The sequence below is a fragment of the Bradyrhizobium sp. LTSP885 genome (assembly GCF_000938305.1).
Taxonomy (GTDB): Bacteria; Pseudomonadota; Alphaproteobacteria; order Rhizobiales; family Xanthobacteraceae; genus Bradyrhizobium.
Genome location: NZ_JYMT01000042.1, coordinates 49,529 through 64,447 on the forward strand (window position 1 = coordinate 49,529; position 14,919 = coordinate 64,447).

The 14,919-nt window shown below is 64.5% G+C and carries 20 protein-coding genes; 9 read left to right on the forward strand and 11 right to left on the reverse strand.

The window, feature by feature from the left end; genetic code table 11:
* Positions 1-168: 168 nt before the first annotated feature.
* Positions 169-414 carry a hypothetical protein gene (locus tag UP09_RS29305; RefSeq protein ID WP_044541849.1) on the reverse strand — a complete coding sequence of 82 codons (246 nt, stop codon included), beginning with the start codon at positions 412-414 and terminating at the stop codon, positions 169-171.
* Between the two features lie 173 nt (positions 415-587).
* Between UP09_RS29305 and UP09_RS29310 the strand changes: the two genes are divergently transcribed.
* Positions 588-1,178: an NADPH-dependent FMN reductase gene (locus UP09_RS29310; RefSeq protein WP_044541850.1), complete on the forward strand. Its 591-nt coding sequence runs from the start codon at positions 588-590 to the stop codon at positions 1,176-1,178.
* Positions 1,179-1,190: 12 nt separating this feature from the next.
* On the opposite strand, the gene UP09_RS29315 is transcribed toward UP09_RS29310, so the two are convergent.
* Positions 1,191-1,574, reverse strand: coding sequence for a hypothetical protein (locus UP09_RS29315; RefSeq protein ID WP_044541851.1), 384 nt, complete (start codon positions 1,572-1,574; stop codon positions 1,191-1,193).
* 181 nt (positions 1,575-1,755) lie between these two features.
* On the opposite strand from UP09_RS29315, the gene UP09_RS29320 reads away from it, so the two are divergent.
* Positions 1,756-2,379, forward strand: a complete 624-nt coding sequence (locus UP09_RS29320; protein ID WP_044541852.1) for a L,D-transpeptidase — start codon at positions 1,756-1,758, stop codon at positions 2,377-2,379.
* Positions 2,380-2,475: 96 nt separating this feature from the next.
* On the opposite strand, the gene UP09_RS29325 is transcribed toward UP09_RS29320, so the two are convergent.
* The gene (locus tag UP09_RS29325) at positions 2,476-3,537 is read right to left on the reverse strand and encodes a hypothetical protein (RefSeq protein WP_156164835.1); all 1,062 of its coding nucleotides are present in this window, start codon (positions 3,535-3,537) and stop codon (positions 2,476-2,478) included.
* A 363-nt stretch (positions 3,538-3,900) separates the two neighbouring features.
* On the opposite strand from UP09_RS29325, the gene UP09_RS29330 reads away from it, so the two are divergent.
* On the forward strand, positions 3,901-4,470 hold the full coding sequence (locus tag UP09_RS29330) for a septal ring lytic transglycosylase RlpA family protein (protein ID WP_052833247.1): 570 nt from the start codon (positions 3,901-3,903) through the stop codon (positions 4,468-4,470).
* A gap of 418 nt (positions 4,471-4,888) precedes the next feature.
* A complete protein-coding gene (locus UP09_RS29335) occupies positions 4,889-5,068 on the forward strand; it encodes a hypothetical protein (RefSeq protein ID WP_044541853.1) in 180 nt (59 codons plus the stop codon).
* Positions 5,069-5,081: 13 nt separating this feature from the next.
* On the opposite strand, the gene UP09_RS29340 is transcribed toward UP09_RS29335, so the two are convergent.
* Positions 5,082-5,810: a class I SAM-dependent methyltransferase gene (locus tag UP09_RS29340; RefSeq protein WP_044541854.1), complete on the reverse strand. Its 729-nt coding sequence runs from the start codon at positions 5,808-5,810 to the stop codon at positions 5,082-5,084.
* Positions 5,811-6,007: 197 nt separating this feature from the next.
* Between UP09_RS29340 and UP09_RS29345 the strand changes: the two genes are divergently transcribed.
* The 3 genes from UP09_RS29345 to UP09_RS29355 all read left to right on the forward strand — a co-directional run bounded on the left by UP09_RS29345 (position 6,008) and on the right by UP09_RS29355 (position 9,289).
* Positions 6,008-6,529: a DUF1993 domain-containing protein gene (locus tag UP09_RS29345; protein WP_044541855.1), complete on the forward strand. Its 522-nt coding sequence runs from the start codon at positions 6,008-6,010 to the stop codon at positions 6,527-6,529.
* Between the two features lie 25 nt (positions 6,530-6,554).
* Entirely contained in the window at positions 6,555-7,442 is an 888-nt protein-coding gene (locus UP09_RS29350) for an SDR family oxidoreductase (protein WP_044541856.1), read from the forward strand.
* Between the two features lie 254 nt (positions 7,443-7,696).
* Positions 7,697-9,289 carry a hypothetical protein gene (locus UP09_RS29355; RefSeq protein WP_052833248.1) on the forward strand — a complete coding sequence of 531 codons (1,593 nt, stop codon included), beginning with the start codon at positions 7,697-7,699 and terminating at the stop codon, positions 9,287-9,289.
* Between the two features lie 20 nt (positions 9,290-9,309).
* Here UP09_RS29355 and UP09_RS29360 read toward each other — a convergent pair whose 3' ends face one another.
* The 7 genes from UP09_RS29360 to UP09_RS38235 form a co-directional block, all read right to left on the reverse strand.
* Positions 9,310-9,555, reverse strand: coding sequence for a DUF6894 family protein (locus tag UP09_RS29360; protein ID WP_044541857.1), 246 nt, complete (start codon positions 9,553-9,555; stop codon positions 9,310-9,312).
* A 192-nt stretch (positions 9,556-9,747) separates the two neighbouring features.
* Positions 9,748-9,888, reverse strand: coding sequence for a hypothetical protein (locus UP09_RS38230; protein WP_197082759.1), 141 nt, complete (start codon positions 9,886-9,888; stop codon positions 9,748-9,750).
* Between the two features lie 9 nt (positions 9,889-9,897).
* Complete coding sequence (locus UP09_RS29365) at positions 9,898-10,128, reverse strand: DUF6894 family protein (RefSeq protein WP_044541858.1); 231 nt, start codon at positions 10,126-10,128, stop codon at positions 9,898-9,900.
* A 137-nt stretch (positions 10,129-10,265) separates the two neighbouring features.
* The gene (locus UP09_RS29370; protein WP_044541859.1) at positions 10,266-10,610 is read right to left on the reverse strand and encodes a tRNA-binding protein; all 345 of its coding nucleotides are present in this window, start codon (positions 10,608-10,610) and stop codon (positions 10,266-10,268) included.
* 2 nt (positions 10,611-10,612) lie between these two features.
* The gene (locus UP09_RS29375) at positions 10,613-11,239 is read right to left on the reverse strand and encodes a LysE family translocator (RefSeq protein WP_044541860.1); all 627 of its coding nucleotides are present in this window, start codon (positions 11,237-11,239) and stop codon (positions 10,613-10,615) included.
* Complete coding sequence (pdxY, locus tag UP09_RS29380; RefSeq protein ID WP_044541861.1) at positions 11,236-12,114, reverse strand: pyridoxal kinase PdxY; 879 nt, start codon at positions 12,112-12,114, stop codon at positions 11,236-11,238. The genes UP09_RS29375 and pdxY overlap by 4 nt, the downstream gene beginning before the upstream one ends.
* Positions 12,115-12,126: 12 nt before the next feature.
* Positions 12,127-12,300: a hypothetical protein gene (locus UP09_RS38235; RefSeq protein ID WP_197082760.1), complete on the reverse strand. Its 174-nt coding sequence runs from the start codon at positions 12,298-12,300 to the stop codon at positions 12,127-12,129.
* A gap of 139 nt (positions 12,301-12,439) precedes the next feature.
* Between UP09_RS38235 and UP09_RS29385 the strand changes: the two genes are divergently transcribed.
* Both UP09_RS29385 and UP09_RS29390 read left to right on the forward strand, forming a co-directional pair.
* Positions 12,440-13,357 carry a DMT family transporter gene (locus UP09_RS29385; protein ID WP_044541862.1) on the forward strand — a complete coding sequence of 306 codons (918 nt, stop codon included), beginning with the start codon at positions 12,440-12,442 and terminating at the stop codon, positions 13,355-13,357.
* Positions 13,358-13,493: 136 nt separating this feature from the next.
* Complete coding sequence (locus tag UP09_RS29390; protein ID WP_044541863.1) at positions 13,494-14,900, forward strand: adenylate/guanylate cyclase domain-containing protein; 1,407 nt, start codon at positions 13,494-13,496, stop codon at positions 14,898-14,900.
* Positions 14,901-14,919 lie beyond the last annotated feature (19 nt).

The following is a 14,919-nucleotide window of genomic DNA, read 5'->3' on the forward strand; positions in this document are numbered from 1 at the left end:
ATGCGCGCCGTGACGAGAGGGGTGTGAGAGCCTCAACCGTACCGGGTGCGCATTAATCTTGGGTTTACGATACAGGACCGCGCCGGCGCTGCGGGCACACGATATCTCGGCCGAAAGTCGAATCCGGTTCGTCGCGGCAGCCGCCCCGTGGCCCGGGCGGTCCTGACCTCAGTGCTCGTCTTCGTCCGCGCCCTTGGTCGCGGTGCGATGCTGGGTCGAACCGGTCGAGCCCATCTCGCCGCAGGGAAGCTGTGTCCAGCTGCCATCGGCGGCCTGCTGATAGGCTTGGCAGCCGGTGGACGCGGTGGATTTGTCGTCAGCCTTCTGGTGGTCGGAACTCTTCGCCAACGCAGGGGCGGCAACCGCAGCAAAGGCTGCGAGCGAACCTGCGAAAACCAGCCTTGCGATCCGCATGTCGGGTTCTCCTTCGAAGCAGGGCGCATATCGGGAAATGAATTTGGCGATTTTTGGCCGCGGCGGGCCGGTTGCAGGAGATTTGCTTAATGGCCGGAAAACGGGTGGCATGGGCGATTAAGGTTTGTGAATGCCACCGTGCCGTCGCGACCGTGTGGTAGGGTCTGACCGTCATGACCCACCGCATTCTCGTCCTCTACGGCTCCTACCGCTCGGATCGCATGGGCATCCGGCTGGCGCATTTCGTCATCGATGGCCTTCGCGCTCGCGGCGACGACGCCGAATTGATCGACGCAAAAGAGGTGGGCCTGCCGATGCTCGACCGGATGTACAAGGAATATCCGAAGGGGCAGGCGCCGGCCGCACTCGAGACGCTGGCCGGAAAAATCCGCGACGCCGACGGCTTCCTGTTCGTCACGGGCGAATACAATTGGGGCATCCAGCCCGGCTTGAAGAACCTCACCGACCATTTCCTCGAAGAATGGTTCTGGCGGCCGGCCGCGATCGCGAGCTATTCGGCGGGCCGTTTCGCCGGCGCGCGCGCCGCGACCGCCTGGCACGGTACGCTCTCGGAGATGGGCATGGTCGTGGTCTCGAGCACGATCGCCGCGGGTCCGATCGCACATACACTTTCAGAGGACGGCAAGCCGATCGGTGATGGCGGCAAGGCACTGGAGCGCGCCTTTCCGCGCTTTGCCGACGATTTTGCGTGGTGGATCGAGGCTGCCAAGGCGCAGCGTGCGCGCAAGGCGCCGCCGTACTAAAGATGTGGGCGTCTATTCCTTCGTCCTGATATAGCCCGCCAGCCGCGTCTTCTGGTCCGAGCACCAGCTCGTCATGCCGGCGCGGCGCTGGTCGAGGTCGGTGGACTGGGTGGCGATCGCGACGTCTGTCATCAGATCGTCGGACTGTTTCTCGCCCATTTTGCCGCCGGTATGCATGAAAGCGATCGCCTTGCGCACCTGCTCGGTCGTGCCGTCGGGTAGCTGCATCTCCTGCGCCTTCTGGACGAGGTCCTGATAGACCACGTCGGTGCCGGGACATTCGATCTTGGCGGCAAACGCCTGCAGAACATTCGTGACATAGGTCAGGCGCGGATCGGCGGCATGGGCCGGCGTTGCGGCAACAAGCAAGCCCGCGATGACCAGAGCGTAACGCATGAATTCCTCCCAATGTTTTCGACGCTTTTTTGCGAGGCTACCGTTCGCGGGAACTCACTGCAACACCTGAGACACACCATCGCGCCGAACCGATCAAACAGCCGTGTTCCATGCGGTGCTGCCACGATTTCAGCACGATTGCGGCACCATGTGCCGCGGGATGACACAGGGGAGAACGATCGTGCCGAAGTCGGGGCTTGCGGTGGTGCTGTTGGGTTCGCTCGCGCTCGGCGGCTGCATGCAGACGACATTGTCGCCGGTGACGGACGCCGCCATGACGGCGCGCGACCGGCAGTTGCTGGCGCATCCGCCTTACGCGCAGGCGAGCATCCCCGAGCAGTTTCAGCGTCACATCGTCGACTACCGGCGCCGCGAGCAGCCCGGTACGATCCTGGTCGATACCGACGCACGCTATCTCTACTACGTGCTGCCCGAGGGCAAAGCGATCCGTTACGGCGTTGCGGTCGGGGAGGAGGCGATGGCCTTCTCCGGCGTCGCCACCGTCGGACGTCTGGCCGAATGGCCGGACTGGGTTCCGACGCCCGACATCCAGGCCCGGCTCGGGCCGTATCCGGCCCGCGTTGCAGGTGGGCCGGCCAATCCGCTCGGCGCGCGCGGCATCTATCTTTACCAGGGCAACAAGGACACGCTCTACCGCATCCACGGCACCAACCAGCCCGAATATATCGGGCAGGCGATTTCGTCGGGCTGCATCCGCATGAACAATGCCGATGTCATCGACCTCTATCAGCGGGTCAAGCCAGGCGCGACGGTGGTCGTGCTGCCGCCAGGACAGAGTGCTTAATCGCCAAAGCGCGTAGTCGTCAGAGCGCGCAATCCACCATCGGTCAGCAGCAGGTCGGCGGACTGCGGTTTCCCGCGTCCGCCGTCCAAGTCATCGTCAGCGCACCGGCATCGGCGGACGGACAACGGGGCCGTCGTCGTCGGCCTCAACAACGGCGGATTGCGGCGGCGACTGCAGCGGCAAGGGTGCAGCAGCCTGCGGCGCCGGTGCAGCGACTGCCGGCAGTGGCGCGATTGACGTCCGCCCGGTCGGCACCGGAGGTGGCGGCGGCGGGATATATGCCTGTACCGGGCGGCGGACCGGCGGCGGTACGACGGCCGCGTGCGGTGGCGGCGGTACCGTTGCGCGCGGGCGCGGCGGGACGGGTCGCTGCTCGATGGCCCTGGTTTCGGTCGTCCTCGCGGCACGCTGCGACAATTGATCCTGGCTCGCCTTGAGCTGGGCGATGCTCGCCTTGAGCTGCTCGATCTGCTGTCCCATCGACGCGAGGTCGCGCGCCATCGACTGCAGTGTTTGATCGGGTGCGACTGCTGCTGCAGTCGGTGCTGCCGGAGCAACGGCTGCGATTGACGTCGCTGCTGCGGCCGGCGCAGGCGTGGCCACGGCGACGTCCTGTGAGGGAGCCGCCGGCGCTGCGCCTGCCGCCGGTTGATCGGCGGTCGCTGCTTGCACCGCTGGCGCGGCCTGTTCGGGAGCGGACGCAGCCTTGCCGGGAATCAGCGATGACAGCATCGCGACCTGTGGCGTCAACTCCGCGACCAATTGCTTGGCGCGATCACCGTAATGCTGCCACGCGGCGGCACCCATGGCGCTGATGATCGCGAACACGAACCAGAAGCCGCGGATCGCCCATCTGTTGGGGCGGGGCGGAGCGCGATCGTGCAGGACATCGTCGAGCCGGATGTCGTCGGCCGCGGTGGCGCGATACATCGGCGCAACCGGTGGCACGGGCGTGACCGGCGGTACGGACGCGATCGGCGGCGCAGACGATGGAGCCGCGATGCTCGGACCGAAATGCGGCTCGCGCTGCTCGGGCGATCCCGTGCTTACCGGTGCGAGCGTGGCGGCGGCGCTCTCCGTGCGTGACGGCGCGAAATTTGGTTCGATCGCGAAAATATCGTGCGGATCGGCGTCTTTCATCATGAGCGTAGATTGCATTGGCGGTCCCCGTTGTCAGTCCAAGGTCAAACCGCAAATGGGCGGCCGGCGCGTTTACGTCCTGTATCGACCCCTGGCCCTGTCCCCACCACTCCAGTCCGGTTTGACCAAAGCATGGCGAGAGGGTGGAGAGCTTGCGGTGTTTCGGGAACCCGATTTGGAGCGAGGGGGCATCTTTCGGCCCCGGAAGGGCGAGGCGGATGACCCGTGGTGGTTGTGGCCCAATCAACACACCCGAACGGAAATCAGACCGCCCGAACTGCGTCTTGCCGCATCACGCCTCCGTTCCGCCCCGATTGGATTCAGCTGATAGGCGGACGTTGGATTTTCGGCTTGGGCTGGGGCGCGAGTTGGGGATGCAACATGTCACGCGACGGTACTGTTTCTTTGGACGTCGGCGTCAAACACAGCGCATACAGCGCTGCAGCTCATGCGCGAACAGCGCTCCGCCTGTTCGCCATCGCGATCGGCGCCGCCTCGCTTGCGGCCTGCGCACAATCCTCCGTTGTCAGCCAGCGCTCGCAGGCGTTCGCGAGCCGCCCAGCGTTGATCGAGCCGACACGAACCGCGGCATCGCCGGCCCGCACGCGCGTCGCGGTCGCGCGCACGCACACGCCTTACGCGTCGCGCAAGAAGCCGGATGACAGCAAGATTGCATCTCAGGGGCTCGCGAGCTTCTACAGTGAGGGGCAGCAGACCGCGAGTGGTGAAAAATTCGACGGCCGTGAACTGACTGCCGCGCATCCGACATTGCCATTCGGGACCAGGCTGCGGGTCACGGACGTCAAGACCGGCCGTTCGGTGACGGTGCGCGTCAATGACCGCGGACCCTACGTGCCCGGGCGGATCGTCGACGTCTCCTATTCGGCGGCGCAATCGCTCGGCATGGTCGGCAAGGGCGTCGCAAACGTCAGGCTTGATGTCGTCGAGTAACCGACAAGGCGATTGCAGGCGGCGGTACCACACTATGGCAAGAGTTCCGGATTCGGGATTTTTGCCGGTGCGATCGGGAAAAAGTCCCGGATCATGCGCGCTTTAATCCTGTTGGTCCGCGCGACCGGCACAAATAGGATGGTCGTCGCTACTTCCCCGCGCTCTCCTTTTACAGGCGCGTGGATTTCTACCCAATGAACCTTTCCCCGCCTTCGCTGTCAGCAGAAGGCGGGGTTTTTCTTTTGGGCGGCAAGTGCCCACCTTGATGAGAAAGACAGCGCAGGCGCGACCGCACGTTGCGCTTTGCTGCATCTCGAACAAACGCTTCCACCAAATTGTCACGCTCCTGGCGAATTGCGGCCCAACGCCGCTGCCAACAGACGGCAGGGATGGGTGCACGTCTGGAGGGGATGCAGCGTTGGCTTACAAGATGGTCGCAGAACGCGACAACGAGACGGTCAGGGTCGAGCGGGAGAGTACCTGGCTCATCGTCGCCAAGGCGAGGGTTTGGGCAAGCGAGGGATGGCAGGTCGTGATCACCGACAAGGACGGCAAATCCTACCCGCCGGAGGAATTCGACAAGCTGCTGGCGGCGTGACGACGATCAGGCGCTAGCGCTGTACCGAGATCAGCATCATCATCGGGCGCTCGAGTTCCTCGGCCAGTTCAGGCACTGCTGCGATCTGCTCCTCGGTCGGCGAGAATTCCTCGACATGACGGATTGAAAAGCTGGCAGCCATCAGCGTGTTGAGCGTCGTGCCGATCGTGCGGTGATATTTGAGAACGCCCTTGACGTACCAATCGGTCTGGCGTTCGCCTTCGCTGAAGTAGCGGTTGACCGGCCAGGTCTTGCGGCCGTCTTCGTCGTGCGACCAACGCGGATGCGCGGCCGCCATGTAGAGGGGATGTTCGATGGTGAACACCAGGAGCGAGCCCGGGGCGAGCGCGCGATACAGCGTGCGCACCAGGCGATCGAAATCCTTGATGTAGTGGAATGCGAGGGCGCTGTAGGCGAGATCGAACGAGGCTTGCGGCAGTTCGAGCGTTTCGAGGTCGGCGATCTCGTATCTGATTGCCGGATCGCGCGTCATGGCAGTTGCGCGGGCGATCATGTTCTGTGAGAGGTCGATGCCGAGCACGGCCGATGCGCCTTGCTCCCGCATCCAGCGCGACGCCCAGCCGAAGCCGCAGCCGAGATCGACCACGCGCTTGCCTGAGACGTCCGGGAACATGGCACGGATCGCGGGCCATTCGGGGGCGCCGACGAGCCCGCGGACCTGCCGCGGTAGCTGGCTGTAGCCGGCAAAGAAGCCGGGATCGTCATAGATGTTTTGCGCCATGGTCGCGGTGTTTGAAGCAGACGGTTGATCCCGCTGTGTGTAGCCCGCCAGCGCGGCAGGTGGAACGGTCGATTTGCGCCGGCGGCAGGAACCAAACATCCCGGCGATGTCTCCAGCGTGGCGGCTTGCGTTCGTCGGAGATTCCGGGAACTCTCCCGCGACAGGCACCAGACAAATTTCATTTGGGAGAATTCGCCATGGCCTTTTCACTCTACGACGCGACCGTCGCGAACTATCTACAGATCCTTGGCGCGGTCTCGACTTTCCTCGACAAGAGTCTTGCGCATTTCAAGGAGAATGGCGTCGATCCTGCCGAGATCGTCGAAACGCGGCTGTTTCCGGACATGCTGCCGTTCCGCTTCCAGGTCATGTCGCTCGCGCATCATTCGCGCGGCGCGATCGAGGCCGCGCGGAACGGCGTGTTTGTGCCACCCTCGGGCCCACGGGACCTCGACTATGCCGCGCTGCAGGCGTTGGTGACGGATGCCCGCAATGAACTTGCTGCATTGGCGCCTGATACGGTCAACGCACTGGTCGGCCGCGACGTCACGTTCAAGGTCGGCGAACGGTCGATGCCGTTCACGGCGGAAGGCTTCCTGATGTCGTTTTCGCTGCCAAACTTCTTCTTCCACTCGACCACGGCCTACGACATCCTCCGCCACAAGGGCGCGCCGCTGGGCAAGCGCGACTTCATGGGCCGGTTGAACCTGAAGAAGTGAGCCCCGCGGGACATCAGCGATTCCGATGAAGCTTCTGATTTTCGGCTTCGGCTATTCGGCGCAGGCAATCGCCGAGCGCTTGCGCGGATCGGGCACCGAGATTGCAGCGACCGTGCGGACGCAAGCAAAGGCCGACCTGCTGGCTCGGAGCGGCATCCGCACAAGGCTGTTGTCGGACGCGCAGCAGGATCCCGCGATCGCGGATGAGATCATCGCGAGCGACGCGATCCTGGTGTCGATCCGGCCGGATCAGGGCGGGGATCGTGTGCTCGCGGCCGTTGGCGAGGCGATCGCCGCGGCGCCGCAGCTGCGCTGGATCGGCTATCTCTCCACCGTCGGCGTCTATGGCGACCACGCCGGCGGCTGGGTCGATGAAACGACGCCGGTTGCGCCACGCGAGGGCCGCTCGCGGATCAGGGCGGAGGCAGAGCAGGCCTGGCTCGGCTTCGGTGCGGCGCACGGCAAGGCCGTGCATCTGTTTCGACTGGCCGGAATCTATGGCCCCGGCCGTAACCAGCTCGTGCAATTGGCAGCGCGCACCGCGCGTCGGATCGTCAAGCCAGGCCAGGTCTTCAACCGCATCCATGTCGCGGACATTGCCGCCGTGATCGAGGCCTCGCTGAAGCGCCCGCGCGCCGGCGCCATCTACAATGTCAGCGACGACGAGCCCGCGCCGCCCCAGGATGTCGTCGGCTTCGCCGCGCAGCTCAGCGGCGTTGCTCCGCCACCCGAGATTCCGTTCGAGCAAGCCGACCTCACGCCGATGGGACGGAGCTTCTATGGCGAGAACAAGCGCGTTCGCAACGGGCTGATCAAGCGCGAGCTCGGTGTTGTGCTGCGCTACCCGAATTATCGGGAGGGGCTGACGGCACTGCGGGCGAGCGGCGAGGGGCCAAGTGGTGCCCTCGGATAGGGGCAACGGTCGCGCGTCAATGATGTTAGGCGCCGGGCGATTCGTTGTCTTCGCGAATCGTCTCGAAGACAATTCAATCATAAATAGAATTATCCCATAGCGGTTGTGAAGCGCGTGGAACGATGGTAGAAAACCTGAAGTAGTTTTTTATTTTTAACGCAACTCAATTGCTGCTGATCGGCGGTGTTGGTCTCGGCCGCGCGTCTCGCTCTTGATGCCTGAATGCATGCGGTCGGGCCTGTTCGGGGGCTCGCATGAAAACCTTGCTGTCTGCAATCCTGCTGCCGCTGTTGATCGCAGTGGCGATCGTGGCGGCACCGCTGCGGCCATTCGCGCAGACAAAGCCGCAATATCAGCCGCAGGCGGTGTTCTGCGCGGACGGGACCGGCACGCTGTGTTCGAATATCCCCGGCTATATCGGTCCGGATTCGCGATTGGGGCTGACCCTCGGCTACGATGGCCTGTTCGGCAAGCTGCCGGGGAATGTATCCGAGGACGTGCAGACGCCGTTCGACAATATGGCCTGGCAGATGTTTGTGGCGCTCAATTGGGCGGCGGACGCGACCTTGAAGCCGGCGGCGCAGGGGCTGACGCAGCCCGGCCCGCGGGTCTGGCAGACCTATCGCAAGGTCAGCGCGCTGTTCGGCAACTCCAAGGTCAGGGCGCCCTGCGCCCAACAGATTGCGCTGCCGACCTTCTATATCGGCTCGGACGGCAAGGGCACGCCGGCGCCGAACAACGAAGAGTATCTGCAGGCTTCGACCAAGCTGCCGCTGATCGACGTCAACGGCAACTGGACGCTGTTCGAACGGCGCGTCAATGAGATCGAGGCGGACTACCTGCGCGCTCCCGGCGGATTGCATGCGGAAACGCTGACCACGCGGAAGGGCCAGCTTGCCTTTATCAAGAACCACCCGCAGGGCGCCGAGTTCACCTCGTCGGGCACGATTCCCGATGGCAAGAACGGATCGATCGAGATCAAGGCGGCCTGGCGCATTCTCGACATTGCCAGCGGCGACGATCCATCGAAGTTTCTGACGCAGAATATCTTGCTCGCGGTCTCCGGAGATCTCGTCGGCAACGGCCGCCCGTTCTGCCGCAGCGAGAAGGTCGCGCTGGTGGGCATGCACATCCTGCAGCGCAATCCGAAGGATCCGAAGAACCCGGCGCTGCTGCCGCAATGGATCTGGGCCACCTTCGAGCATGTCGACAACGCGCCGCAGGCCGCATCGCCCTGCAATGTTGCGAACGGCTGCGGTACCAACAAGGCAACGGACTGGATCAACCAGCCGAGCTGTGGACCAGCCGCAACAGCCCCAGGCGCGCACTATTCGTTCTATGCCTCTCCGCAAGCCGGTCAGGGCACCAACATCGGGCCTCAGGGGCCAAGCGGTGCGAAGACGAAGTTTCCCTGGAATTCGGCCAAGCCCTACGCGCGCGGCGGAACGACGCCGGCATCGGCGATGCCGCAGGTGGTGCGCTGCTGGCAAATCTATCCAACGACGACAGTGCTGAACGAGCAATGGCGGATGGCGCTCGGCTCGCTCAAGAGCGTATTCCAGAACTATATGCTGATCGGCACGCAATGGGGTGGCACTGTCGAGCCCCCCACGCCGCCAAATCCGATGCCGGCCGCTGCGGTGCCGGGCATGCTCTCGAACCTCACGCTGGAAACCTACATCCAGAACTACACCGGCAGCGACAGCAAGCTGCCGGGTCCGGGCACGTGCGTCGGTTGCCACAACTTCGCGACGCTGGTCGACAAGAAGACCAAGGCGAATTTCAGCTTCCTGCCGGGCCTGGCGAACCCGGACACCGCGCGCAGCGAAATCAAGACAGCCGATTGAGGCGGCCTCAGCCGGAAGGCCTAGGCGCGCTCGGGCAATTTGCTCCAGCGCGGTGCTGGATCGAGCGGCGTGCGATAGAGTTCCCTGTTGTCGGCATCGGTGACGCGCACCGCGCAGCCGCGCGCCTTCAGCTCGGGCTTCACCTGCGACAGCTCGTCGGCCAGCTGATCGGCGCGATCGGAGGCGACGCTGATGTCTTCGAGGATGATGGTCCCCTGATTGCGGAACTCTTGTCCCACCACGAGATCGAATTTGTAGTACGGCATTCCGAAATTCTCCGCCGAAGGTCCCTTACTTTCGGTATGCAGCACAGGGTAACACTGAGTCGACGGTTCCCTAAGGCACATCGCGCACAATCATCGGGCGATCGGCGCAAAATCGATGTGCAGCGGGTCGTGTGTGATGCGTGAATGCGCAGCGTGTCCGTAGTTCACCGGAGATTCGCTGCACGCCAAGCGTTAATCCGCCTTGCCCAGTGCGTGCCTGGCGCGCCATTTCGGGCCGGGGCCGCGCATGTAATGCCGCTCGGGCCGGTAGGGATTGCAGACGCTTTCGATCAGCGCGAGCAGTGCATTCAAGCGGCGGCGCAGCGGCGTCATGTCTGCGCCTTAGTGCAGCTGGCCGAGCACGGCCGCAAACGGCAGCTCGAAAACTTCGTCGCCGAGATCGTCGGTGACATGCAGGATCCAGTTGCGCCAATCTTCCGCGCTCGGGATCATGACGTAAGTGCGCACCAGCCGCTCGGCATGCTCGCGCGCTTCCGAAAGGTTCATGGCAGCGCCGGTCCGGTCCACCAGGACGTGTTCGTCGTCGGAGCAGTGGAAATAGAGGGCGGTCATGTTCTGATTCCCATGTGGCGATTCTCGCGCTTGAGATAGCAGCGCGCAGCCTTGCCGAGAATCCGGGTGATACCCCATCGGTAAACTACGGGGAATACAGCACATTTGAATCAACTGGCCGTGATGACACCGTGACGTCAGAAAATCGCCTCACCGATCGCAACCTCGCTGCGCGGGCCGAGCACGATCACCTGTCCCTCTGCATTCTTCGCACCGAGGATCAGGAGTTCCGAGGTGAAACCCGCGATATTCTTCGGACCAAAATTGCAGACGCAGACGACCAGCGAGCCGAGCAGCGCCGCCGGCTCGTAATTGGTGATCTGCGCACTGGACCACATGATCCTGTCAGCGCCGACATCGACGCCGACCTTCCAGGACGGATTGCGCGCGCGCGGAAACGGCTGCACGTCGACGACCTTGCCGATGCGAATATCGAGCCGGGCGAAATCGTCGTAGGCGGCGAGTGGTTTCAGGGGAGACATCCTCACCGCTCCTGAAAGGCGAGGCGGACGCCGAGCGCGATGTAGATCGTGCCGACCACGCGGCCCTGCCATCGCCCGATGCTTCGATTCCGCCTGATCCAGGGGCTGATCTGGCCGGCCGCCAGCGCCAGCAGCGAGGTGTAGGCGGCGCTCATCGCGACGAAGATCAGGCCGAGCGTTGCGAACTGCACGACCGCGGAGCCGTGACCGGGGTGGACGAACTGCGGCAGGAAGGCCAGGAAGAACAGGGCGGTCTTCGGATTGAGCATCTCCGCCAAGATCGCCTGGCGGAACGCGCGCCGCGCATCAACCGGCTGCGCGGCGGGAAGCGACAGGTCGTCGCTCTTCGCGAACAGCGCGCGGATGCCAAGCACTATCAAATAGGCCACGCCGGCATACTTTACGATTGAGAACGCCAACGCCGAGGTCATCAGCACGGCCGACAGGCCGAATGTCGCCATCGCGGTGTGGACGAGATCGCCAAGCGCAATGCCGAACCCGGTCGCGACGCCAACGCGCGGCCCGCCGGTCACGGAGCGCGCGAGCACCAGCAGCACGGCCGGGCCGGGGATCAGGAACAGGCCGAGCACGACCGCGGCGTAGGTGAGCAGAGTAGTAATGTCGATCATGACGTTTGTCCCTGATGTTGAGCTGCGGTGATGGCCTCTGCCTCGAAGCGGCGCGTCGGATGAACCAATTCCGCGGCGCTTTCGACAATGCGCATTTCCTCGGTCCCCCTCAGCGCGGTGCGCTCCAGCACCGCGAAGACGGCTGACGCGGCGTGGCTGAGCGCATCTGGTGTCTCCGATCCCCGAACACGTGCTGAGACGAACAGCGCGGCGAAGAGATCGCCGGTGCCGTTCGGGCTGATCGGCAGTCTTGGCGTGCGCACGCGCCAGGCCTTGGTGCGTTCGATCGCGAGCGTCTCGATCGCGTCGTCAGGCGTGCCGGCGAGCTCGGCGCTGGTGACGATGACCGTCGACGGACCGCGCGCGATCAGCGTGCGGGCCTGCGCGATCACACCATCGATCGTCGTGGCCGGCGTACCGCAGAGCCATTCGAGCTCGAAATGATTGGGAGTGATGATGTCGGCGAGCGGGCACAGCCCGTCGCGCACCAGCGGCGGGATGTCCGGTCGCACGAACAGGCCGCCGTCGCGATCGCCGAGCACGGGATCGCAGCAATAGAGCAGGGCTGGATTAGTCGCCTTGGCGCGGGCGACGAACTCGGCCACTTCAGCGCCGATGTCGGCCGAGCCGAGATAGCCCGACAGGATCACCTTCGCGCCGTCGACCGCGCCGCGCTCCTCGATTCCGCGCAAGAGGTCGGCGACCAGTTGCACATCGAGCACCCGGCCACGGATGGTCTCGTAGCCCGGCCGGTTGCTGAGCAGCGTGGTCGGCACCGCTGTTACGTTGATGCCGTGCGCCTGCATCGGGAACACGGCGGCGCTGTTGCCGACATGGCCCCACGCGACTTGCGACTGGATGGAGATGACGGTCATGCGGCGGCTGCGTCAGCCGAACAGTGCGGCATAGATCACGTAGATCCAGCTCAGGATACCGTGGATGATCGCCCACAGGATCGAGTGGTTCTTGGTGTAGGAAATCGCGATCGCCAGCGCCGAGCCGAACCCCACGCCATATTTCGCGCCCTCGACGCGAACGCCGTAATATCTGCTGCCGTTCATGGTGACCCCTTCGGTTCGTGGCGTACCGTAACCCACCGACCCCTGCGAGTGAACGGCGGATTGCGGCCTGCTCATACGCCCTGCGAGCCCTGCATGCCCGTGGGTTGATCGGTGCCGGGCGCTGACGTAAGCGTCCGTCATGACCAAGCCGGCCGGCGCCGCGATCCCAGCCCAGACATCGGAGACCAAGCCGGCCCTGCTCGGGGTCGCCTGCGGCCTTGGCGCGGCGCTGTTCTGGGCGCTCGGTTTCGTGGCGACGCGGCACGCCCTGAAGGTCGGCTTCACGCCCGCCGACCTCCTGATGCACCGCTTCCTGTGGTCGGGCCTCGCGTTCCTGCCGGTGGTGCTGCGCGCCGGGTTCGGCAATCTCTGCGGCATCGGATGGGGCCGGGGACTGGCGCTGATGGTGCTGGGCGGGCCCGTGATGGCCATCATCAGCTACTCCGGCTTCCTGTTCGTGCCGCTGGGGCACGGCAGCGTCATCCAGCCGTCCTGCGCGACGCTCGGCGGCCTGTTGCTGGCAGCAGTGTTCCTCAAGGAACGCATCTCGCCGTCGCGCCTGATCGGCGCACTCGTCATCATCGGCGGCCTCGTGGTGATCGGGGCCGACTCGATCAGCCATATCGGGGCGAGCGGCGTGCTCGGTGACTTGATCTTCGTGCTGACCGGACTGATGTTCGCGGGCTTCGGCACGCTGCTGCGCTTCTGGCGTGTCTCTCCGTTCTCCGCGGCCGCCGTCATCAACGTGCTGTCGCTCGCGCTGCTGCCGATCTATTTGGCGACCGGCGGGCTCGCCAGGCTGGCAGCGATCGGCTGGCCAGAGAACGCGCTGCAGGCGCTGGCGCAGGGGATCCTTGCCGGCCCCGGGGCGCTCTATCTGTTCGCGGCGTCGATCCAGATCCTCGGCGTCGCGCGTGCCGCGGTCGTTCCTGCGATCGTGCCAGCGCTGACGCTGCTGATCGGCTGGCTTGTGCTCGGCGAGCCGCCAACCGGCTTGCAGGCGGCGGGATTGATCACAGTGCTGGCGGGGTTCTATCTCGCGCAACGGCAGCGATAACAGCCCGGATATACGTCCCATGGCGAGAGCGAAGCATCTTACAAGCGCATGGCGGCAGGTGGCAGCTTGGCGGCGCTACGCATAGTTGATGGCCGCGCAGACTTCCGCCACGTGTTCTTTCATGTCACATTGCTGCATGAGCGAAATCGAAACCTTGTTTGGCGCGCTACGCCAGTCGGCCGACGATGGTGTCGTCGACATGCTCGAGCGCATGGTGCGGGATGCGCCGGATCATGCCCTCAACAGGATGAACGCGCTCGATCTCGCAGGCAAAACCGGCCTCGACGAGGAGCGAGTTATCGCCGGGCTGCTGCATGCCGTCGGGCTCGGCATGCTGGAGATGACGTGGAGCGTGATGTGCCCGAGTTGCGCCGGCGTGCTCTCCGCCAACAAGAGCCTGAAGACGCTCAACAGCGCGCAATACACCTGCGGGTTTTGCGCCGCGGGTTATGAGACGACGCTCGATAATCTGGTTGAGGTGACCTTCACGGTCAGCCCGCGCCTGCGCAAGATCGCGGCGCATCGTCCCGACCTGTTGTCTGTCGCCGACTATTATCGTCAGGTGTTCTGGAGTTCGGCGATCGATCTTCCCGATGATCTGGAGAAGGTGCTGCGCGACGTCACGCTCGAGACCGTCGACCTGCCGCCGGGGGAAAGGGCCATCCTGTCCCTGAACGTGCCTGTTGGCACGCTGATCCTGTTCGACCCGGTGACGCATGCGGCGCAATTCCTTGACGTCAAAGGCGAGGAGGCGCGCGAGCGCCAGAACCTCGCCGTGACCTTCAACAAGATCCAGCTTGCCGTCGACACCGTCGCCTTACGCCCCGGGCCGCTGCGGCTGACCCTGGAAAACCGCACCGACAATCGGGTGTTGCCGGCGGTGTGGGTGGCGAGCCAGGCGCTGGACGACCTGCTGACGCGGCGCAAGCCCTTCCTCACCGCAAAACGCCTGCTCACCAACCAGACCTTCCGCGACCTCTACCGGACCGACACGCTCGCGATCGGCCAGCGGCTCAAGATCCTGAGCCTGACGTTTCTGTTCAGCGACCTCAAGGACTCCACCGCGCTCTATGAGCATGTCGGCGACCTCGTCGCCTTCGATCTCGTCAACGAGCATTTCCGGCTGCTGCAGGAGATCATCGCCTCCGAACGCGGCGCCGTCGTCAAGACCATCGGCGATGCCGTGATGGCGACCTTCGAGACCCCCGACCGTGCCATCGCCGCGGCAATCCGCATGCGCGAGGCGATGAGCGATCTCGGCGCCGAGCGCCAGCATCAAAGCCTGCGGCTGAAGATGGGTATCCACGAAGGCTCATGCCTTGCGGTCACCCTCAACGGCCAGCAGGACTACTTTGGTCAGACCGTCAACGTCGCCTCGCGCGTCCAGGGCCTCGCTGCCTCGCGCTCGATCGTGGTGACGGAATCCGTGGTGGAGAATGCCGAGACCAGGACGCTGCTCGAGGCCAACGGGCTGACACCGACGCGCCGGACTGTGGCGTTGAGCGGCATCGCGGACAAGGTGTCGGTGTACGAAATATCCTGAACCGGTCCGAGCGCCCCGC